General features: G+C 39.0%; 21 protein-coding genes. 10 read left to right on the forward strand and 11 right to left on the reverse strand.

Going from position 1 to position 20573, the window contains the following annotated elements; all coding sequences use genetic code 11:
• Positions 1–25: 25 nt before the first annotated feature.
• The 3 genes from zigA to NG55_RS00205 are packed head-to-tail and all read right to left on the reverse strand — an operon-like array spanning position 26 to position 2381.
• The gene (zigA, locus tag NG55_RS00195; RefSeq protein WP_065341930.1) at positions 26–1249 is read right to left on the reverse strand and encodes a zinc metallochaperone GTPase ZigA; all 1224 of its coding nucleotides are present in this window, start codon (positions 1247–1249) and stop codon (positions 26–28) included.
• A 24-nt stretch (positions 1250–1273) separates the two neighbouring features.
• Positions 1274–1663, reverse strand: coding sequence for a Fur family transcriptional regulator (locus NG55_RS20765; protein WP_016540135.1), 390 nt, complete (start codon positions 1661–1663; stop codon positions 1274–1276).
• Positions 1664–1667: 4 nt separating this feature from the next.
• A complete protein-coding gene (locus NG55_RS00205) occupies positions 1668–2381 on the reverse strand; it encodes a D-Ala-D-Ala carboxypeptidase family metallohydrolase (RefSeq protein ID WP_065341931.1) in 714 nt (237 codons plus the stop codon).
• Positions 2382–2493: 112 nt separating this feature from the next.
• On the opposite strand from NG55_RS00205, the gene folE2 reads away from it, so the two are divergent.
• The 4 genes from folE2 to NG55_RS00225 are packed head-to-tail and all read left to right on the forward strand — an operon-like array spanning position 2494 to position 5735.
• Complete coding sequence (gene folE2, locus NG55_RS00210) at positions 2494–3396, forward strand: GTP cyclohydrolase FolE2 (protein ID WP_065341932.1); 903 nt, start codon at positions 2494–2496, stop codon at positions 3394–3396.
• Positions 3390–3809 (forward strand): phosphoribosyl-AMP cyclohydrolase, encoded by a 420-nt coding sequence (hisI, locus tag NG55_RS00215; RefSeq protein ID WP_065341933.1) that lies wholly within the window; start codon positions 3390–3392, stop codon positions 3807–3809. Before folE2 ends, hisI begins: the two co-directional genes overlap by 7 nt.
• Before the next feature lie 20 nt (positions 3810–3829).
• Positions 3830–4390, forward strand: coding sequence for a gamma carbonic anhydrase family protein (locus NG55_RS00220; RefSeq protein WP_065341934.1), 561 nt, complete (start codon positions 3830–3832; stop codon positions 4388–4390).
• On the forward strand, positions 4380–5735 hold the full coding sequence (locus NG55_RS00225) for a dihydroorotase (protein WP_065341935.1): 1356 nt from the start codon (positions 4380–4382) through the stop codon (positions 5733–5735). Before NG55_RS00220 ends, NG55_RS00225 begins: the two co-directional genes overlap by 11 nt.
• A 75-nt stretch (positions 5736–5810) precedes the next feature.
• Here NG55_RS00225 and NG55_RS00230 read toward each other — a convergent pair whose 3' ends face one another.
• The 7 genes from NG55_RS00230 to NG55_RS00260 all read right to left on the reverse strand — a co-directional run bounded on the left by NG55_RS00230 (position 5811) and on the right by NG55_RS00260 (position 12510).
• Positions 5811–8501: a TonB-dependent receptor gene (locus NG55_RS00230; RefSeq protein ID WP_065341936.1), complete on the reverse strand. Its 2691-nt coding sequence runs from the start codon at positions 8499–8501 to the stop codon at positions 5811–5813.
• A 71-nt stretch (positions 8502–8572) separates the two neighbouring features.
• Positions 8573–9043 carry a YbaN family protein gene (locus tag NG55_RS00235; RefSeq protein WP_016660252.1) on the reverse strand — a complete coding sequence of 157 codons (471 nt, stop codon included), beginning with the start codon at positions 9041–9043 and terminating at the stop codon, positions 8573–8575.
• Positions 9044–9054: 11 nt separating this feature from the next.
• On the reverse strand, positions 9055–9633 hold the full coding sequence (locus NG55_RS00240) for a biliverdin-producing heme oxygenase (RefSeq protein WP_016540127.1): 579 nt from the start codon (positions 9631–9633) through the stop codon (positions 9055–9057).
• Positions 9634–9700: 67 nt separating this feature from the next.
• Positions 9701–10672, reverse strand: coding sequence for a FecR domain-containing protein (locus NG55_RS00245; protein WP_065341937.1), 972 nt, complete (start codon positions 10670–10672; stop codon positions 9701–9703).
• Between the two features lie 7 nt (positions 10673–10679).
• A complete protein-coding gene (locus NG55_RS00250) occupies positions 10680–11165 on the reverse strand; it encodes a sigma-70 family RNA polymerase sigma factor (protein WP_016540125.1) in 486 nt (161 codons plus the stop codon).
• A 213-nt stretch (positions 11166–11378) separates the two neighbouring features.
• Entirely contained in the window at positions 11379–12068 is a 690-nt protein-coding gene (locus tag NG55_RS00255) for an LrgB family protein (RefSeq protein WP_065341938.1), read from the reverse strand.
• A 10-nt stretch (positions 12069–12078) separates the two neighbouring features.
• The gene (locus NG55_RS00260; protein ID WP_016540123.1) at positions 12079–12510 is read right to left on the reverse strand and encodes a CidA/LrgA family protein; all 432 of its coding nucleotides are present in this window, start codon (positions 12508–12510) and stop codon (positions 12079–12081) included.
• Between the two features lie 110 nt (positions 12511–12620).
• Between NG55_RS00260 and NG55_RS00265 the strand changes: the two genes are divergently transcribed.
• The 6 genes from NG55_RS00265 (at position 12621) to NG55_RS00290 (ending at position 20022) form a co-directional block, all read left to right on the forward strand.
• Positions 12621–13538, forward strand: a complete 918-nt coding sequence (locus NG55_RS00265; RefSeq protein WP_065341939.1) for a LysR family transcriptional regulator — start codon at positions 12621–12623, stop codon at positions 13536–13538.
• Positions 13539–13653: 115 nt separating this feature from the next.
• Entirely contained in the window at positions 13654–14505 is an 852-nt protein-coding gene (gene yghU / locus NG55_RS00270; protein ID WP_065341940.1) for a glutathione-dependent disulfide-bond oxidoreductase, read from the forward strand.
• A 112-nt stretch (positions 14506–14617) separates the two neighbouring features.
• Positions 14618–15226, forward strand: a complete 609-nt coding sequence (locus tag NG55_RS00275) for a hypothetical protein (RefSeq protein WP_065341941.1) — start codon at positions 14618–14620, stop codon at positions 15224–15226.
• A 346-nt stretch (positions 15227–15572) separates the two neighbouring features.
• The gene (locus NG55_RS00280) at positions 15573–17084 is read left to right on the forward strand and encodes a hypothetical protein (RefSeq protein WP_065341942.1); all 1512 of its coding nucleotides are present in this window, start codon (positions 15573–15575) and stop codon (positions 17082–17084) included.
• 141 nt (positions 17085–17225) lie between these two features.
• On the forward strand, positions 17226–18086 hold the full coding sequence (locus NG55_RS00285) for a siderophore-interacting protein (protein WP_065342680.1): 861 nt from the start codon (positions 17226–17228) through the stop codon (positions 18084–18086).
• Positions 18087–18504: 418 nt separating this feature from the next.
• On the forward strand, positions 18505–20022 hold the full coding sequence (locus tag NG55_RS00290; RefSeq protein ID WP_065341943.1) for a jacalin-like lectin: 1518 nt from the start codon (positions 18505–18507) through the stop codon (positions 20020–20022).
• 166 nt (positions 20023–20188) lie between these two features.
• On the opposite strand, the gene NG55_RS00295 is transcribed toward NG55_RS00290, so the two are convergent.
• On the reverse strand, positions 20189–20557 hold the full coding sequence (locus NG55_RS00295) for a hypothetical protein (RefSeq protein ID WP_065341944.1): 369 nt from the start codon (positions 20555–20557) through the stop codon (positions 20189–20191).
• Positions 20558–20573: the final 16 nt, after the last annotated feature.

Below are 20573 nucleotides of genomic sequence, written 5' to 3' on the forward strand. Positions count from 1 at the left end.
TAAGATTTTTTCAGCTTATTACGCTTTAGCTGGCCACGACCTGATGCCACTCTACAAAGGGATTTTCAAATTTCTGCCATTGTTCTGCACCCAAGGCCATTTCCTCATCATTTAATAAACAGGCATCAAACTGTTCAGTCAGTCCCGCCTGATCCATTTCCATCCCAATCAGCACCAGTTCTTGTCGTGCATCACCTGTTGCGTCATCCCAATTTTTTGCGATGGCATCGCGGCTTGGTTGATCCTCAGGCCAGTGTTCATCTGGTACAGCCGCCCACCAATACCCTGCTACGCTATGTCTGGCCATGGCGCCTGCTTGGGACCAAGAACCTGCAAATTCAGGATGAGATGCCAACCAGAAAAAGCCTTTTGAGCGAATAACACCCTGCCATTCAGAATTGATAAAATCGAAAAAACGTTGTGGATGAAAAGGTCGTCTGGCCCGATAGACAAAACTACCAATCCCATATTCTTCAGTTTCAGGCCTATGTTCTCCTCTTAACTCTTTGAGCCAACCCGGTGCTTGCGCGGCTTCATTAAAATCAAATAGCTTAGTATCTAAAATTTTATCCAGATTCACTTGCCCAAATGCAGAAATTTCAATTTTTGCTCTCGGATTGAGTGAATGTAAAATACCCAATAGTTTTTCTTTTTCTTCTACGTCAATCAGATCTACTTTATTCAGTATTATCACATCGCAGAATTCAATCTGATCAATTAAAAGATCAACCACATTGCGTTCATCCTGCTCACCTAGTGATTCTCCTCGTGAAGTTAAACTATCGACAGAACCATAATCTTTCAGAAAATTATAAGCATCAACCACAGTAACCATGGTATCCAAGCGAGCAAATTCAGACAGAGAAATGCCATTTTCATCTTCAAAGCTAAACGTTTCTGCTACAGGTAATGGTTCAGAAATTCCTGTAGATTCAATGACCAATTGATCAAAACGCTTATCTTCCGCTAAACGACGGACCTCGATCAGTAAATCCTCTCGCAGCGTACAACAAATACAGCCATTACTCATTTCTACCAGCTTTTCATCGGTCCTTGACAGCTCAGCACCGCCCTCACGGACCAATGCTGCATCAATATTGACCTCAGACATATCATTGACAATCACTGCAATTTTACGCCCTTCGCGATTGTTTAAAATATGATTGAGTAATGTGGTTTTACCTGCACCTAAAAATCCTGACAAGACGGTTACAGGGAGTTTGGATGGAGTGGCTAAAGAAGGATTCATTGGCTTTCTCACTGGTTAAATATGTTAGTTTTGAGGTTTTGCAGCACATGAAAAACATCGTCCCAATATTTCCAAATATGGGTATTGAGGCTTGAACTTTTGCGCTTTGGTTGTGGTTTCTACACAGCTGCGAAGCTGTGGAATGGTGATGCTTTGCACGCTCTGACACTCTGTACAAATTGTGATGAGTTGATAGTTGGAACTCATTTCAGCTTGTTTACTGGCGTACATATTTAATGTATTCAGTTTCAGGATGAGACATTGATCTGTGAGCTTTTTCAAAATTCTGTAGATTTGCATTGGTGCTTGAAAACCATAAGGTCTGGCCTTTTCTAATAGTTCATAAGCACTCATGGCTTTATTCTCAGTGCTTAAAATGTCTAAAATTTTTTGCTGGGCGCTTGCGAGTTTCATCTTTTTATACCTTATTCTTTTTGAAAAAATTATTTATGCACGGTGATGAGCTATAACGATGGTCGACTCCCCATGTGCGATATCCCGCCGTATCAATATGGATTTGTCCAGATGCATATACACCTAAGCCCAAATTGAGTGCTTCTCCATGATCTTTCCAAAATTGGCAAAGTTTGGTTTTGGTCTCTTCAATATGTGTTTGTTCGATTAGATCGGGACTTTCACTTCCGATACGAAAATCCAATGCAGCATTAAAAACATGCCGTGAAGCATTTGCGCCTCCTGCACACCGATTTAAATCATCGTTTCGATAAACCGAAGTCACAGTGAACTGATCAATTAGCTTTTGTTCAATCCATTGATTTAAAATACTTAATGTCGGGACAATATTGCTCCATAATTCTCTTGGTGGGATTTCATATTCAACATAGTTGCATTTTTGCCAATCTCTCGCGGTCTGAAAAAATTCAAAATCTGGAATATAAGAATTAAGCCCCTGACGCTTTAGAAATTTTTTGTAGGCTTGTATTTGCTGTTGGTATTTTGGGTGACTCATCCACAGTTGATATGAGCTTGGTACTTGGTTCTCTTGCACGATCAATTCAGGTCGTGTGAGATTGGTCTGAGGTAGAACCGTCTGTTCTGGCTGAATCGTTTGCTGTGGGGAATGACAGGCAGAAAGCGCACAAATGCAGCCAAATAGATAAAATTTTTTCATTGTTTGATTCGCCAGATTTTCTCAACTCAAATTAACTTGGCAGCGAACTTGTCGATGCATATTGTTATGTTATAACATAACAATATGCATTACAACTGAAGCAAATGAAGAAATGAATCTCGCCCTACCTGATATCTCTGCTGAATCTCATCTTCCCAAAGCCTATAGCTATGCCCTTGACTGGGTTGGCATGGAAAACATTGCATTACCTGTTCGGTTGGAAAATACCTTATGTCAAAGCCAAGTCAATGCTTATGTCAGTCTGGATGATCCTTTAGCCAAGGGTATCCATATGTCTCGGTTGTATACACGCCTATTAGAATTAAGCTCGATTCAAAATATTAATTTGGCTGATCTTGAATTGACACTCATGGATTTTCTAGAAAGCCATCACGATCTATCCAAACATGCCAAAATTGAAATTCACAGCGAGCTTTATATCGAACGATCCGCACTGATTAGCAACTTATCAGGATGGAAAAGCTATCCCTTTATGCTGTCATGCCAACTGTTAAATGATCGATTTGAGGCTGAACTTAGAGTTGAAATTCCCTATTCTTCGACCTGTCCTTGTTCTGCCGCGCTTGCTAGACATATTATTCAGCAACGCTTTGAATCGGCGCTGCAAAAACAGGAAATCGGTCTAGATCAACACGAGATTCTGAACTGGCTGAGCAGAACCGATGCGATTGCGGCAACACCGCATAGCCAAAGAAGCTTTGCCATTCTTCATTTCAAATTAGATCGAAATATAAAGCATATCCCATTGATCTTATTTATTAATCAAGCTGAACAGGCTTTAATGACTCCTGTTCAAACCGCAGTCAAACGCATAGATGAGCAGGCCTTTGCAATTGCCAATGGTCAAAACCTGATGTTTTGTGAAGATGCGTTGAGACGGCTCTATGGCACGTTTATCCATCATAACAATATTAAAGGCTTCAACTTCAAAGTCATTCATGCAGAAAGCCTACATGCACATGATGCAGTCGCTCAAGGTTCATGGCAATGGTAGAGCAGACGATCTTCGAGCAAATGGAATACGCTGTTTTAGGACAACAATTTGCCTTTGATAGCGTATTTGAACAGATCAAATGGAATCAGGATGGACTGATTCCAGTCATTACCCAAGCGCAGCAAAGCAAAGCCGTTTTAATGATGGCTTGGGTAAATCGAGAGGCTCTACTCGAAACCTTAATCACCAGACAAGTTTGTTATTGGTCCAGATCTCGTCAATGTTTATGGCGCAAAGGTGAAAGTTCAGGTCATCGCCAATATTTGACTGAGGCTCGTCTCGATTGTGATGGCGATAGCCTATTGTTGGTGGTCAATCAAATTGGCCCTGCCTGTCATACACAGCGTCCTGACTGCTTTTATCTGGGAATAACGACTGATCAAGTCACTATCTTAACTGAACCTATGCTTTAACTTATTCAAACGGTCATCCTATGTTACGAAAAAACCCAACTGGACATTTGCCTGTCATTGATCAGTCTGCCTATGTGGACCAAACCGCGATTATCTGTGGCAAAGTGATAGTACACGCCAATGTGTTTATTGGTCCTTATGCTGTCATTCGCGCCGATGAAACCAATGAAAATGGAGAAATGGAACCCATCAGCATTGGCGCTAACTCTAATATTCAAGATGGTGTGGTGATTCATTCCAAAGCAGGTGCCGCTGTGATCATTGGCGAGAACTCATCTATTGCACATCGTTCCATCATTCATGGGCCTTGTGAAATTGGGCATCATGTTTTTGTGGGATTTAACAGCGTGCTGTTTAACTGCAAGATTGGCGCTCACAGTGCAATCCGACACAATGCCGTTGTCGATGGACGAGATTTACCTGCATATTTTTATGTACCGGCTATGAGCTATATCAATCCAAAAACTGATTTAAGCCAATATCCTCCTATTGATATCTCGATCAGTGAGTTTTCAGAAAGTGTCGTCACCACCAATATTGAGTTGGTCAAAGGCTACAAGGCATTACACAATGAATTTTAAACAGTATCCAAACATCATTATTCGCAATGCTAATCTGGTCAATGAAGGAAGGCAGCAGATCGAAGATGTGCTTATTCAAAATGGTCGAATTGAAAAAATAGCGACAACAATAACAGGAATATTTAATGCAAAAACCATTGATGCTCAAGGGGCTTGGCTTATCCCAGGCATGATTGATGATCAGGTTCATTTCAGAGAACCAGGTGCACCACACAAAGGAAGTATTGCTTCAGAATCCATGGCAGCCACAATTGGTGGTATTACCAGCTATATGGATATGCCCAATACCAATCCCCCGACATTAGATCTTGAAAGTTTGCTGCAAAAGAAGCAGATTGCAGCACGGCAGAGTCGAGCAAATTATGCTTTTCATTTTGGCGTGAGTGCAAATAACTTAGACCTCATTGAACAACTTGATCCAAAACTCGTCAGCGGTGTCAAAGTTTTTATGGGGGCATCTACAGGCAATATGCTGGTGGATGATCCCAAAACGCTTGAACGTTTATTTGCCAATGTCCCGACAATCTTGCTGACCCATTGCGAATCGACACCTCAGATCAAAAAGCAACAAGCGCTACATTTACAACAATACGGCGCAGATATTCCCGCGCGAATGCACCCTAAAATTCGTGATAAACATGCCTGTTTTGAAAGTTCGCGCCTAGCGGTTTCATTGGCCGAAAAATATGCGACTCAACTTCATGTCTTGCATATATCAACCGCCAAAGAACTCTGCTTATTTAAAAATCTACCTTTAAATAGAAAGCATATCTCTGCCGAAGTTTGTATTCATCATCTTAGTTTTGATGATTCAGACTACGAAACACTTGGGCATTTAATTAAATGTAACCCCGCAATTAAAACCCTACAGGATAAACAGGCGCTCATCACTGCCCTTGCCCAGAGTAATCGTTTAGATATTATTGGCACGGATCATGCACCACACACATGGGATGAAAAGCAGCAATCATATTTAAATGCTCCCGCTGGCCTGCCACTGGTTCAGCATGCATTGCCTGCACTAATGGAGCTGGTAGCAGATCGAAAACTGAGTATCGAAACGTTGGTGCGTAAAACATCTCATCAAGTTGCAGACCTGTTTAAGATCAAAGATCGGGGCTATATTCGAGAGGGCTATTGGGCTGACCTCGTATTATTGCGTAAGAATCATCAAGCAATCGCGGTGAAAGATCAAAAAAACTATATGCACTGTAATTGGAGCCCATTTCAGGATAGGACTTTTCGTTATCAGGTTGATACCACCATTGTTTCTGGCCAACTGGCATGGCATCAGCAACAGTTATTTTTAAATTGCCAAGGTCAGGCCTTGGACATAGATCGCTAAACTCGGTTATGTGTCAATTGAAAAATTCGCTATTCAAGCCCCTAGTTAAAATATAGGGCTTGAATAACTTTCCGTTTAGAATTTAATTTCTATCCCAGCTTTGATGGTGCGGCCAGGAATCGGCATTCCAATCACAGTACCTGGATCAAAGTTATAACGGTTGGTCAGGTTGTCGACATTAAAAGAAAGAGCCAGATTAGGGTTCCACTGATAACTCGCAAACACATCAATTAAGGTTTCAGAAGAAATCTCTGTTACTGCCCGTCCACTGACCCCTGTACCAGCTAACCAGCCTTTCGGGTTTTTCTTTTCTGAATGATATCTGGCACGCGCACCTAGAACGAGTTTATTGTCCAATAGGTTTTTACCTACCGTCAGATTCAAAATCTTGCGAGGTGGAAGACGAGTTGAAATCAAGCTCCAAGAATCACCAACCTCATTACAATCTTCTTTGCTTGCAGGACAAACCTTAGGCGCTTGATATAAGGTACCATTCAAACTGGTAAAGAAACTTGGATGATGATAAGCAAGATCAAACTCTAAACCTTTGAGTACGACTTGATTATAATTTACAAAAGTATAAGAGGTGGTATAAGGAAGAATAAAATCTGGTGTAATCTGATTTTCAATATCTTTTTTCTGCACGCCTTGAGTTAGAAAATCTTTGGTTTGATTACGGAAATAATTAAGATTGAATTTTAAATGATCGGCTGCTGAGAATAGATTGTCACGCTCTCCAACAAAACCCAGTTCTATCAGACGAGAATTTTCCGATTTAATTGGTAAATCAGGATCATAGCTAAAGGTTTGGCCCGACACTGTCGATTCAAATAAACTTGGACTACGGTAAGTATTTGAAAGTTTCCCATAGACATCAATCCCATTGACGATTTGATAGTTCAACTGGGACATCCAATCTATTTTCCCCTCATATTGACGTGCTGCATAACCTTTTGCATTTAAGTCTGAATGCGCGACTGGCGTCATTGGTCGATATTGATCACCATAGTCTTTTACTTTTGCTTTATGCCATTTACTGCCTAGGCTCAAAGTGAAATCATTAAAAATATAATCGCCGTTGAGAAAGACTGAGGATTCTTTACGTAACCCATCACGGGCAATTTCATGATCAATAAGATTCTGCGGCTTCATCCGCTGTTCATCATAAGTTAGACCATAATTTAAGGTCAAATTCTCAACTTTACTGGTGTTTTCTAAATTTAGGCCAGTTCGATAATCTTGAAAACTCCCCCAATATTGATCACCATAACTTGAATTTTTCATACCAATCATGCCATTGTGCTGGCGATATTTGGCATTGGTATGCCAAATGCCCAGTTCCAAATCGACCCAGTTATTCTGTTTAGGTTTGTAGGTATAACTACCACTCAAGGCATTAATGGCGGCTGAACCAAGCGACCATTGTGGCATGGTATACGCATTTTCAATGTATTGTGGCTCAACATAGTCACCATCGATATAGCCGTAGGGGGGTGAATTTGGATCAATGACCTTTGATCGGCTCCAATAAAACGCCATCACTTCACCCGCTTTTTGTACATGGCGTCGCATATTTACTTCAACACGGTGTTCATCACTGAGATTGACACCAGCTTTGATAATTCCCGAATCGCTTTGATAACTGGTATTCACCACTTCCTGACCTGGACCAACGTCGACGATATCCCGTTTCTCATAATAATCAATACCATGTTTTCCAGCATAGTAGTTGCCGACCTCTCGTTTACTATAAGCAGCCACCAAGTCAAACATCTCATTCCGATAAGCCAGAGCAAGTGTTCCCGCACCATTCTGAAAATTGTTTGAAGAAATTTTATTGTGGAGCAGATAAGACATCTGCTCCTTTTCATTATCAGAGGTATTAGGCGTTTTATTATTGTTATAAAAACTGCCTTTAAGCATGACACCCGCGTTTTGGTTAGGAAGTAGAATATCATTGACGCTTAAGGTTCGCATTTTTACAATGCCACCAATTCCCCCTACACTGAATTTTGCGCGTGAAGCACCTTTTTCAACCTCAATTTGGCTAATTAAATCCATATCAATATAGGTACGATCACTCTCCCCTTGATAACCCCGAAAGGTATGACTCGATTGTAGACTTCCATCAATCACCACTGGAACACGCCCTTCGCCCTGCATCCCGCGAATTCCAATGTCAATTGCGCCTGCCTCATTCCTTAGACTGTTGACCTGCACCCCAGCAATATCAGAAAAAACATCACCATTACCCGTCCCCCTAAATCGATTAATCTGTTCCCGATTAAGATGACTGGTATTCACCTTGGCTTTTTGTGGTTCAGCATTCACTTTAATCTCAGGCAGAACAACAACATCTGTTGCCATTTGATTGAATGACTCCACGCGCTGACTATTCGTATTGATTTTTTCAGAATATGTGGGTGTTGCTTGAGCTTGGGGAAGCAATAAGTAGGTCGAGCCTTGTCGTATGATGCGATAAGGCTGATCAGCCAATAGGTAATCAAAGCCTTTCTGTATGGAGTATTGTCCTGTAATGCCTTTGCTTTGTAGCCCTTTTAGCATTTTAGAATCATAACTTAAGACAATGCCAGACTGTGCAGCAAAGCTGGACAGTACATAACCCAATTGGTTTGCAGGAATTTGATAGTATTTTTCCGAAGTCGGTTTCTCAAGAGCTGTAACCGACGAGGTGATTTCGGCATAAGCCCCATGTATACAGACACAATGTATGAGAATTGCCAAAGTTTGCTGCTTGAATTTCATAAGGAGATCCACATTAGGTAATGATTTTCATTTTCACTAACTATTACCCAGTGATTTCGAAGAATGTGACATTAACTTTCAATTTTTTCTGATCTGCTCCAGATCCATACTAAACAAATAAGCAATATCAATAGGAGGCTTAACTTTAAATGCATATGTATGGAAGAAAAAAATAAACTGATTGAAATCAATACACAGCTAAAGGTCAGCATGAACTTGCGTAAGCGGGAAATCTTTTTAAACCCGCCCTGATATTGCATCATTAGCAGATTGACATAGCGATTTTGAAGCAACCATTGATGTAATCTTGAAGAGCTTCTGGCTGCAAAAAAGGTGGCTAAAAATAAAAAGTCTAAGCTAGGCACACCCGGTAAAATAATGCCCAGTACGGCCAAAATCAGACAAAGTATGGTCAAAACAATATAAGCACCACGCACCAGCGGTGATGCATGAAGTTTCACTTTGTGTATGCATGGAGAAGGCTCAGCATGAACTGAGTCTTCTCCTTTTGTCTGTTGAGCTAAAGACGCATCTTTTTGCATAACTTTTGTGCTTAAAGCATATTTTTTAACAAGCTTCCAAAATAATCAAAGGCTTGTTTAGCACCCTGAATCACTTGTTCCTGTTCATGCTGGCTCAGCTCAGCCGTATCCAGTTCATTGATAAAATGCTTCCATACTTTTGCTCGTCCTTCAGGATAGGCAGCCAAATTGCGTGCTCCAAAGTCAGCAGACAAGCCTAACTGTTGTTGTGCTTGTTTAAATAAAAAAGCGGCGCCTAAAGTTGAACCTTCTGAGACATAAATCCAGCCTAAGGCTTCAGCAAAGCCGACCTTTTCTGTAACGAGTTGCTGCGCATCAGGTTTGATTCCGAGATCATATAAATCCAATAATGCCGCTTGTGAACGACCACGAATATCCAAGTCAGTAATCAACGCAGATACTTCAGGATGGCGAAACAGATGTTCGACATTTTGCTGAAAATAATATTGCCCTAGAGTAAATTGAGCATAATGCTGCGAATCTAAAAAGACTTGTGCTTGGTGCATTAATTGGTGCATATATTCATGTTGACTCACAGTTTCATTTTTTAACCGTAAGGCAAGTTGATTGGTCGCAAGTAAAGTTGACATCAGTTTTTCCAGTGTGTTTGCTATAATCTTATTACCCGTTCAATACGCAAAAGCTGACAAAAAAATTCTATTCTTTTTTCACACCTTTATTATTCGCCTGAATTTTAATGAAATGATCATTGAAAGATCGATCCATTTTGATGGGATAACTCAATTCCAGCGCCGCCTGTAAATCCGTTACATTATTTACAGGATAGGAACCCGAAACTTTTAATTCTCTCAATTGTGGATCGATGTCGATATATTGATGTCGATAACGTCCAATCTCTTGGAATAGCTGCGCCAAAGGCATGTCAAAAGCCATAATCATCTGGTTTTTCCATGCAAATACATTTGAATCTAAAGGACCCAAAGCTTTAAAGTTTGTATCATCAAAACATAACTGTTCACCGGCTTGCACAACTGTCATTTTTTGAGATTGATTCAAGGTAACTTTTACTGCACTTTCAATGACCCCTAAGCAGGTTTGTTGTTGCTGGTTTTGCAGATATTGCACATTGAAAACGGTTCCTAATGCTTGTAAATGAGCCGATTGCGTCTCTACAAAAAATGGACGATAACCCTGCTGCTCATGTGCGGTATGAATTTGTATTTCGCCATAATGTAAGTGCAGTGTTCGTTGTTGAGATGTATAACGGATATCCAAAGCAGTGTCTGTATTGAGTTGGAGTTGCGTTCCATCCTCAAGCTTCACAATTTTTTGTTCACCTTTTGCCGTGCTGTAATCTGCCAACCATAAATATTTATAATCAGACTGCCAAGCGACTAGCCCCCCTAAACAGGCAAAACAAGCCAATAGAAGTTGTTTGCTCCATTTAAACTGAGCAGCATGCTTGCCGGCTTGGATCACTGCCTGCCCGTTCTCAGGAAAATAGTCTAGACTCGTCAATAAACGTTCTGCTTTAGCCCATGCAATTTGATGTGCTGCACTCTGAGCTTTCCAGTGTTCTAATTCACATTGCTCAGTTTCGGTCAATTCAGCTGTCTGAATTTTTAGAATCCATTCAGCAGCCTCAGTCAAAATTTGTGTTTGAGACATTAAAATATCAATCCATGACTGCTAAACATTGAGTCAGTACAGTCACTAAATCTCGCATAACCGTTCTTGTCGAAATATTCAAACGCGTTGCGATTTCCTGTTGTGTAAGCCCTTCCAGTTGTGACCAGATAAAGACCTGCTGTTGACGTTCTGGTAACTGGTTGAGTAATTGATTAATTAAACACAAAGATTCAATGGCTGAGAGTTTTTGCTCAGGTGTAATTTCATCATATTCAGCTCGGCTTGCAAGCGCCTCCAAGTAAGCTTTTTCTATTGATTTACGTTGATACCAGTTGATTAGCAGGCCTTTCGCAACTGTTGTCAAAAGTGCCCGTGGCTGATCAAAATACAATTGATCTTTACGTTTCAGAATACGAATAAAGGTGTCATGGGCTAAATCCGCAGCATCCTCACTCTGATTAAGACGACGCTTTAACCATTGATATAGCCAAGAGTGATGATGACGATAGAGCGTATTGATGGGATCAGACATTTTTTAAAGGAGAATGAGAATTATTAGCAATATCTTAGCAAAAAATAAGTGAATAAAAACGCCTCTTTTTCTTTCTCAAGTATTTTTTTAATTTTTCTTCCGTTCACAAGCATCGAATGCTAAAGGTTTAAACATCCAATGCCCTTCCCTTCGTTGCTTTGAAAAGGCGTTATCATTTTAAAATTTCAAATTTATAAAAGCCATTTTAATGCTTCAGATTAGCATCCATAAATGTATCGCGAATGGTCCAACCAACACCATCAAAATACCCGCAATCACCATGGTTAAACTTGCGATTACCCCTTCTTCACTATTACGTTGCTGAGCTCTCACCGTGCCAAAACCATGTGCTGCATTACCAAATGCAGCACCGTTTGCCACATTGGAGCGGATTTTGGTAATGGCTAAAATGGCATCACCACAAACCATCCCGACCAACCCGGTAATCACTGTAAATAAAGAAACCAAAGCTGCTGAACCATGGATATCTTCTGCCAAAATCATGGCAAAAGGTGTTGAAATGGAACGAGCCATTAAACTTTGGGTTACCTCGGGACTAAAATGAAATAACTTTGCCATTTCATAAGCAGAGATCACACCAACACTCATCCCGACCACAATCGCAATCGATAGTACACCCAAATTTTTACGGATCGTTTCCCGATAACGGTAAATTGGTACGGCGAATGCAACAGTTGCTGGCCCGAGTAAATTCACAATCCACTGCGTATCTTGTGCATAGGTCTGATATGAAATTCCAAAGATCGCCATCAACAGAATCGTGACGACGGGCACGCTAATCGCAGGTGATAACCATAGTTGAGGGTGTTTTTGATAGATACGCTTTGCCACGATGTAAGCAAGCAGCGTCCAGATCAAACAAACAATTGACCACATATTCATTTTGACTGCCTTAGCTATGCTTATGTTGAAAGTGTTTACGTCCGTGTAGATAGGACTTTAAGCGGTTGTAATAATGGATGGTCAAACAGGTGCTCAACATGACTAAAATTGTCCCAACAGCGATACTCAAGACAATTTGCCAGCCTTCAGTCATAAACAGGCTTTTATATTGCACGACAGCAACGACCACAGGTACAAAAAACAGCAATAGCTCACCTAAGATAAAGGTCGCGCCCATTGCCACTTGATCCATCTTAATCACTTTAAAAAACAAGCTGAAAAGCAGTAGAAACATTCCCAATATCCCTGCTGAAATCGGGATACCCAGTTTCTGGTTTAAGACATAACCTGCCAACCAAAATGCAGCAAGAATCAGAATTTGTTTAAATAACATCAAGAGTGAATTTTTTGGGAGAGATTTAGAAACAGCTTCGGTACTCATTTAACAACATCAAATGGTGAACAACATGATTATCTTATCCACTTTGCGTCGATGTAATATGAATTATTCATGCTAAAATTATGCATAAATGGAATAATTTTAGATTGACTATGCTTTCTCTCAAATCATTACAATGCTTTGTTCATTTGGTTAAAAGCAAAAGCTTTACCCGTACCGCTGAAGCGCTCTCCCTAACGCAGCCGACCATCAGTAAAATGCTGCAGCAGCTTGAAGAACAACTACAGGTACAGTTGTTTGTAAAGCCTGAACATAGTCGAAAAAGACAAGTTGAGCTGACTGAAATTGGGCAGCGTATTTACCAACATGCTTTAGGATTACTGCAAGCTGAGCAAAATATCTTTTTAGAAATTGAAAATTATCAACAATTAAATACAGGCACCTTAAAACTCGGTGTGCCACCACTCGGTGCTCAACTGCTCACCACCGCCCTGTTCGATTATCACCAACAATGGCCCCGTATCGAGCTGTCCTTTCTCGAAGTCGGTTCTCGAGGGATCGAGCAAGCCCTGTTAAATAATGAACTCGATGTGGGGGTGTTATTGCAGCCCTTTGATCAGCAAATTTTCAATAGTATCGAGCTGTGTGATTATCCACTGATGGTGCTATTGCGAAGTGATGCAACATGGGCCACACGAAAAAAAATAAATCTGGAAGAGTTACAATATCAATCTTTTTTAATGTTTCCTGAAAACTTCTCACTCAACAGTATAATTTTAGATGCTTGCCAACAACATGGTTTCTATCCGAGTATTGCTTGCCGAACCAGTCAATGGAACTTACTGGCAGATATGGTGCTACAACGTATGGGTATTGCCCTACTACCAAAATATTATACCGATATGCTGGATCCCACCTTATTCACAGCAATCCCGCTGGAAAAGCCCAACATTCAATGGCATTTGGCGATGGCATGGAAAAAGAATCTTCCAGTTTCTCCTGCAGTACAGGCATGGCTTGATGTGATTCATCAACATTTTCAAAAGATTAAACCTACGTTAGAGCAATGAAAAATTGAAATAACATTTGCAGAAAAATGGATAAAGCTTTGCCACAAAAAAGCTACCCAATCTTGAGCCAGCTCGCCTAGACTAGAAAGATCTGTTGATCATATGGCAAATAACAATGAGTGATTCAAACTATATTCCCCCACAAATTTGGCAATGGACTGGAGAAAAAACCGATTTAAATCAGCCGACATCCGGCAGCCGTTATGAACATCGCTTACCCATCGGTAAACATCCATTGCAGTTGTATTCTTTGGCAACACCGAATGGACAAAAAGTCACGATTTTGCTTGAGGAACTTTTGGCATTGGGACACACAGATGCCGAATACGATGCGTGGTTGATTAAAATCGGTGAAGGTCAACAATTCAGCAGTGGCTTTGTCGAAATTAATCCGAACTCTAAAATTCCAGCACTGGTTGATCATAGTCAGAATCCACCAATCCGTGTTTTTGAATCCGGTTCGATTTTGCTCTATTTGGCGGAAAAATTTAAAGCCTTTATCCCAACAGATATCGCTGCACGCACCGAATGTCTGAACTGGCTATTTTGGCAAATGGGAAGCGCACCCTACCTCGGTGGTGGTTTAGGGCATTTTTATGCTTATGCACCTGTGAAAATTGAATATGCCATTAATCGCTTTGCTATGGAAACCAAGCGCTTATTGGATGTTTTAGATCAACACTTAGCAAAAAATGAATATTTGGCTGGTACAGAATATTCCATTGCTGATATTGCGGCTTTTCCTTGGTATGGCAGTTTGGTCAAAGGTTGGGTCTATAATGCAGATGAATTCCTAGCTGTAGATCAATATAAACATGTACAACGCTGGGCAGATACGATTCTGGCACGTCCCGCTGTGCAACGAGGACGAATGGTCAACCGTACTTTCGGAGACTTGGAAACCCAACTACATGAACGCCACGATGCCAGTGATTTTGAAACCAAAACGCAGGATAAACTTCAATAAAAAAGATTTAAGTCAAATTTTTATGCTAGTTCACTAGCATAAAAATTTTATATGCAACGCAATGAAAGAAATAGCTTAATAAAAACAAAGTAATATCTTCTATGGTGCACACATGAAACTGTATCAATTATTATCTTATCGAATCCTCCCCTTATTTATGTGCTTGGGCCTTAGTTCATCAATTTGCTCAGCAAAAAACTTATCGCTTTTGCTGGATAAAGATGTGCAAGAATCATTAATTACAATCAATGGAAATGAATTTATTGAAAAAAATCAAATAAAGGCACTGGCCAATAAAAGTTATCAATATTTTTCAGTTAAGAAAGAAAATGGAATGATTTATGAAGCGTATATCAGACAATGCGCTGGTGATTATTTAAAAAATCTTGATAAAAAAGAAGCAAAAGCATTCGAAATCTGTACTCATGAGGTCATAGAGAGTTTAGATGAATTAATGAGCCAAACTAAGGCTTTACGTATACATTTTACAGGTAGCCAATATGTCTATGATGGCGATGAGAATTCTACCCTGTTTCATTATTATTCTTTTGTTCATGTTAAAAATTACTATATGACTAATGATCAAAAACATCCAATGTATGGGGTGATATCTCGCTGTAAAATAAAAGCTGAGACAATGGGATTAGAGAAGTTTGTTGAGTTTGCGAAAAATAATTGTGTCAAAACAATGCCTGTATTTCCCTCATCCTCTTTGAAATGAGCACCGATCATCCCACGTAGTGTTACTTAGTCATTGATTTAAGATGCACATCGGACTGCAATTGATTATTCATTAAAGTTACTTAAATATATATAAAGTAATATTTTACCTATCAAAATAATCGATAAAAAATTTAAAAAATAAATATAACAAATTGTATTAATTTAATTTTTAAATTTAAAACAAATTTTTCCACCATTTTCTATGCCCATGAAAAGCCCACCAATTGCGTATTTTTCGCTATTTTGTATTCTGCGATTTGGCTTTATTCTGAAATGTAAAATGGATGTAGCAAAACGTCTCTCTACTTTTTGAATTTTTGCATTCAATAGCTTGGAGTAAAGAATTGAGTAATAAATTACAGTCAAAAATTGATGGAATACAATTTCCCATTCAGTCAGGTAAAAAGACTCCCAGCACCACACATACAGCAAAGAAAATTTTGCTCGCTGCACTTAAAAGTGTTGATTCACCATATGCCACTCAACTGAACTCTGAAAAAAATTGGCGGAAAAAATACCCTGCCTACTTTCAAGCGCTTGTTCAAGCTGGTATCCGCTCTACCCAAAACCCATTGTTGATTGCTCAACATGGTTTAGATGCAGCAAAAGCATTATTTACATATAACCGAGCTGAACAGCAAACGACTTTAGAACAAGCGATGTCAAGTATTCAGGATCAGCCTTTTGATACCTATATACTCAAAGGCTCTGGTTGCTCAAGCATTGAACCTTGGTCTATTCCATTCCAAGGCAAAAATTTACAAGGCCAAGCCTTATTAGAACAAATTGATCAATGGGAAAAACAGCAGATCATAGAACCAAGCCATGCTAAGGCATTACGTTTACTGCAAGCACACCCAGAATGGTTTGATTTATCTACCCGAACGATGGTGCTGTTTGGTGCTGCATCTGAAGCAGGTCCTTTAAGTTGGTTGGCAAAATGGCGTGCCAATATTGTCGCTATTGATTTGCCAAATCCTAAAATCTGGGAAAAAATCACTCAAACCGTTCAACAAGGTAATGCCACCTTAATCGCTCCACAATTAAGCTTGTCTAATCAAGAGAAACAACTCGGTGCGAATTTATTAACCCAAACACCCGAGATTGCGAATTGGCTCAATACCTTTAAAGAGTCTTTAGATCTGGCTGGTATTGCTTATTTAGATGGTGAAAAACATGTGCGTGTTTCCATAGCCATGATTAGCATTATGGAACAAGTGAGCCAACAAAAACCTGATAGCAGTATCATGTTTATGCTGACTCCTACTGATATTTATGCAATTCCAAAGTCAGTTGTTCATTCAATTCAAAGCAAGATTCAGCAGCGTCCAGTTTTAGAAAAACTACTGACCAAATCCATTCACAATATTTCGTTGAGCAACTTTTTTAAACCCAACACTGAACAATTGATTGAATCAGATAATGGTCAACAATACGGCATCTCAGATTGCATGGTGATTGAACAAGGGCCTAACTACGCACTGGCCAAACGTCTTCAGCAATGGTTTGCGATTCGTAGCCGTGCACGTGGACAAAAGACAGTAATCAATATTGCCCCTTCTACCACGACGCACTCAGTGGTTAAAAATCCAATATTGAAAGCCGCCTTTGCAGGTGCTGACTTATTTAAAGTTGAAACCTTTAGCCCTGAAACAACAAATGCGATTATGGCAGCGCTTTGGGTACATGATTTAAATAACCCTGATAGTGCTACCAACCCAGAGAAACAACTCGCGCATCCATTGGAGCTGATTATGGAAAATGCCAACCATGGTGGTTTATGGCATGTTCCTTATTTAGCTAGAACCGCCTTGCCCTTTGCGGCAGCATATGGCTGGATCAGAGAAAAACTCTAATAAGTCTTTGCTTTAAGAATACAGCACTAGAACAGAAATAAGTTTTTGTTCTAGTGCTGCTTACGCAAACATTATTGCAAATAATTATCATTATCATGCATAATTGGTGAAATTTCACTTAATAATGCTGAGTAAATGATCATGAAAAAGCAAGAACAGATCTCAAAAAATAGCAATATCCTTAAGCAAAATGATCACATGAAGGGTTTACAACAACTTGAAATGACGATCACTGCACTTTCTAAACCTTTTCCAAATATCTTTAGAGTTCAGGGAAAAATTACAACCCATCAACCAGAACTATGGGAAAAGCCAAATTTAGCAGTACGTCTTGAGGTTGCTCAAAGCCCAACTGATCTCCCGATAACGCGTGTATATACCATTCGTTCATTTGATCGAAACCAGCAGACAGTCGAAATAGATTTGATCGAACATGAAGATGATAGCCCTGCGATGCAATGGATACACTCAGCCCAAGTTGGAACCAAAACCCAACTGATTGGACCAAGACCACATTTTGTACCCAACTTTCAAACGAATAATCACGTGGCGATGTTTGCAGACGAAACTGCGCTTCCTGCCCTTTATTCAATTCTTCAATCTTGGCCAAATGACATCAGCGCTGACATTTTTGTGGATAGCAATGATCCTCAGATGCTTGAATATCTTCCCAAACACGTGAAGGTAAAAATGCATTTACTGCTTCGCGAACAGCAAGATCAAGCTGGCAAGATGGGACTATTACTTAAAGCGGCCTATCAATTTAAACAGATCAAAAATCTGAGTGTATGGGCTGCCTGTGAACGCAATGAAGCTAGAGCAATTCGTCAATTCTTTGTAGAAGAGAAATCTTTACCTAAAAAGGATGTACAAGTTACAGGTTACTGGAACCTTGGTCTTTCCAGTAGCATTTTAGATGAAGTGCGTCTTGAGTATTATCAAAAGCATATCAATGCAGGAAAAACACTAGAGAGCTTTGATGATTTAGATATGTTAGTTTAACACTAAAGTGCTGATAGCCAAAGATATCAATCAAAGCTTGGAATCTTTGGCTATTTAATTTTAAAATAGAATTTATTTAGCTAAATACTGATGTTTTATTCTAAAATATTATCTCCACTCTTGTACGAGTAGTTCCTATATTTAATAAAACTCCCCCTAACCATTTAAAAATCAATAAATTAAATTAAAAATAGAACAAAAACCAATTAAACACAAAATCAAGATAATATAAACGATTAATCGAACTAAACCAACTTATTAAAAGATTTTAAAAATAAATATACTACTCATCGGAAACAAATAAGTTTTGATTAAAATTTACACAAAAGTCACTTCTAATTTGATATAAAAATAAAGCCCAAAAGGCGATATAAAACTTAATAATTAAATAATATATTAATAATCAAAGGAAAATATCATGAACTCAAAACAAGATCTAGATTTATCTAGTCTATCAACAGCATCCGCTATGTTTCAAGGATATAATAATGTTACTGCACAGGCACTTAATACTGCTATTGAAGGTAGCATAATTAAAAACTCAGGGGTAAGTGAGCTACAGTACAAAGTCACAAAATCCTTACAGGAAATCTATCAGTCACTAAATATATCATCATCTATTTCAGCAGGATATGCTGGGTTCTCAGGTGAGGCAAAAGTTAATTTAGTAAATCAATTAAATCTTACAAAAGAAAGTTTATGTATTGTTATTAAGGCCTCTGATAAACAGGATATCTATAGAACAAATAATGTCTCAATTAAAAGTGGGATCAAATTACCTACAACCGAAAAGGAGGTAAATGATTTTGTAAGAGCTTATGGTGATTCATATATTTCAGAGCTAGCGACCGGAGCAGAATACTATGCTGTCTATGCATTCATTTGTGAAACTAAAGAGCAAAGATTCGCCTTAGAAACTCAGTTTTCCGCCAGTGGAATATCTCTTTCTGGTGGTTCACTTTCACTAGATTTTAAAGCACAAATAGAAAAAGTATCTAAATCATCTTCTTCAACTGTAACTTTTCAACAGATAGTTTCAGGGCTAAAAAATCCTAATCTTCCTGATCAGAATAATATTATTAAATATGCACTTGATTTTTTTGACAAAGAAATTGATAACCCCGCGATTATTTCCTATACATCCACAAGTTATGATCATGTCCCAAACTTTCCAGCCGATGTATTAAATCAGGTGAGAAAGAACGTTAATTATTTCACAGATCCAACTGGTAATTTTACAAAAAAAGGCATAGACGTAGATAATCTAAAAAATCAGTGTGAAAATCTTAATTTAATTTATAATTTTTATAAATTTAATGGCGACAAAAAGCTACTAGATGTATTAGAACTAGTTAAATCGGATTTAACAAAATTAAAAATTCAACAAAGTGATTATTCTTTTAATCCAAATCAGGTTTTCATACTACCTGAACTTCCATCATTAAATGAAGGTAAACCTGTATTACAGTTTAGTTTTATTAATTCTGACCTACATGGAGGTTCAGGAGGTGCTGTATTTAATGATGTTAATCAAACTTCATACTTTCAAAAACGTACCCGTTTAGTTAATTTAAAACTACGTTCAGGAACATATGTGGATCGAATTGCTTCAACTTTTGAAAACTCAGATCCAACCAACTCAATATACGTATTAGAGCATGGTGGGAATGGTGGAAATCAAAGTTTTGATCTTCAATTAACCCCAGACATATCGCTTAAATCAATAACAGGCCGCAGTGGGGCAAAAGTGGATCAGCTGTCATTCGAAGCTACGAACGGACAAAAAATTTCAGGTGGTGGAAATGGCGGCAACCCCTTCTCCTTCCTGATTCCTGAAGGTTATTTTGTTGCAGGATTTAGAGGCCAATCAGGTTCACTTATAGACCTTATTGGCGCTGTTTATGCAAAATTACTTCCTGCAAACTGGGATAAATAATATTAAATCTTCAGCCGATGGATCCAATGCACAATGACATTGGATTCTTCTTTGATTAGAGCGTTGTCTTCAACAAACACTGGCCTATCATCTATCACCCGTATTTGCGCTAAATCATAACTAAAATCACCCAGCATAATTTTAAAATATGACTTCAAACATGTGGTTATAAATCATTCAACAAGCTTTTACTCATTTGTAAAGCTTCATCGAAGCTATCCGTTTTATAAAAAGGGATTTTCCAAACTTTCTGATCACGGAGCAAATCGCTTTCTTCAATCTCTATGTCTGTAATTTCAATCCATCCTTTTACAATAGCTAATGCTTGCGTATGGGCCTTGATCCACTGAATCGCTTGTTTCCACTGCTCTTGTGATGGCGATGGTTCGTTAAACTTGGACTGTAAATGCCGAATCAATACAAAAGCTTGCTGCTTCTGTAATAGCTGATCTAATTGCTCAATAAATTCAATTAAACTCCCCTGATGCTGATGTGTTATTTCTACCGTAGGAAAATTTTCTAAATTTAGTTCCATATCGTATTCCCTAAGA

This window comes from Acinetobacter gyllenbergii, assembly GCF_001682515.1.
Taxonomy (GTDB): Bacteria; Pseudomonadota; Gammaproteobacteria; order Pseudomonadales; family Moraxellaceae; genus Acinetobacter; species Acinetobacter gyllenbergii.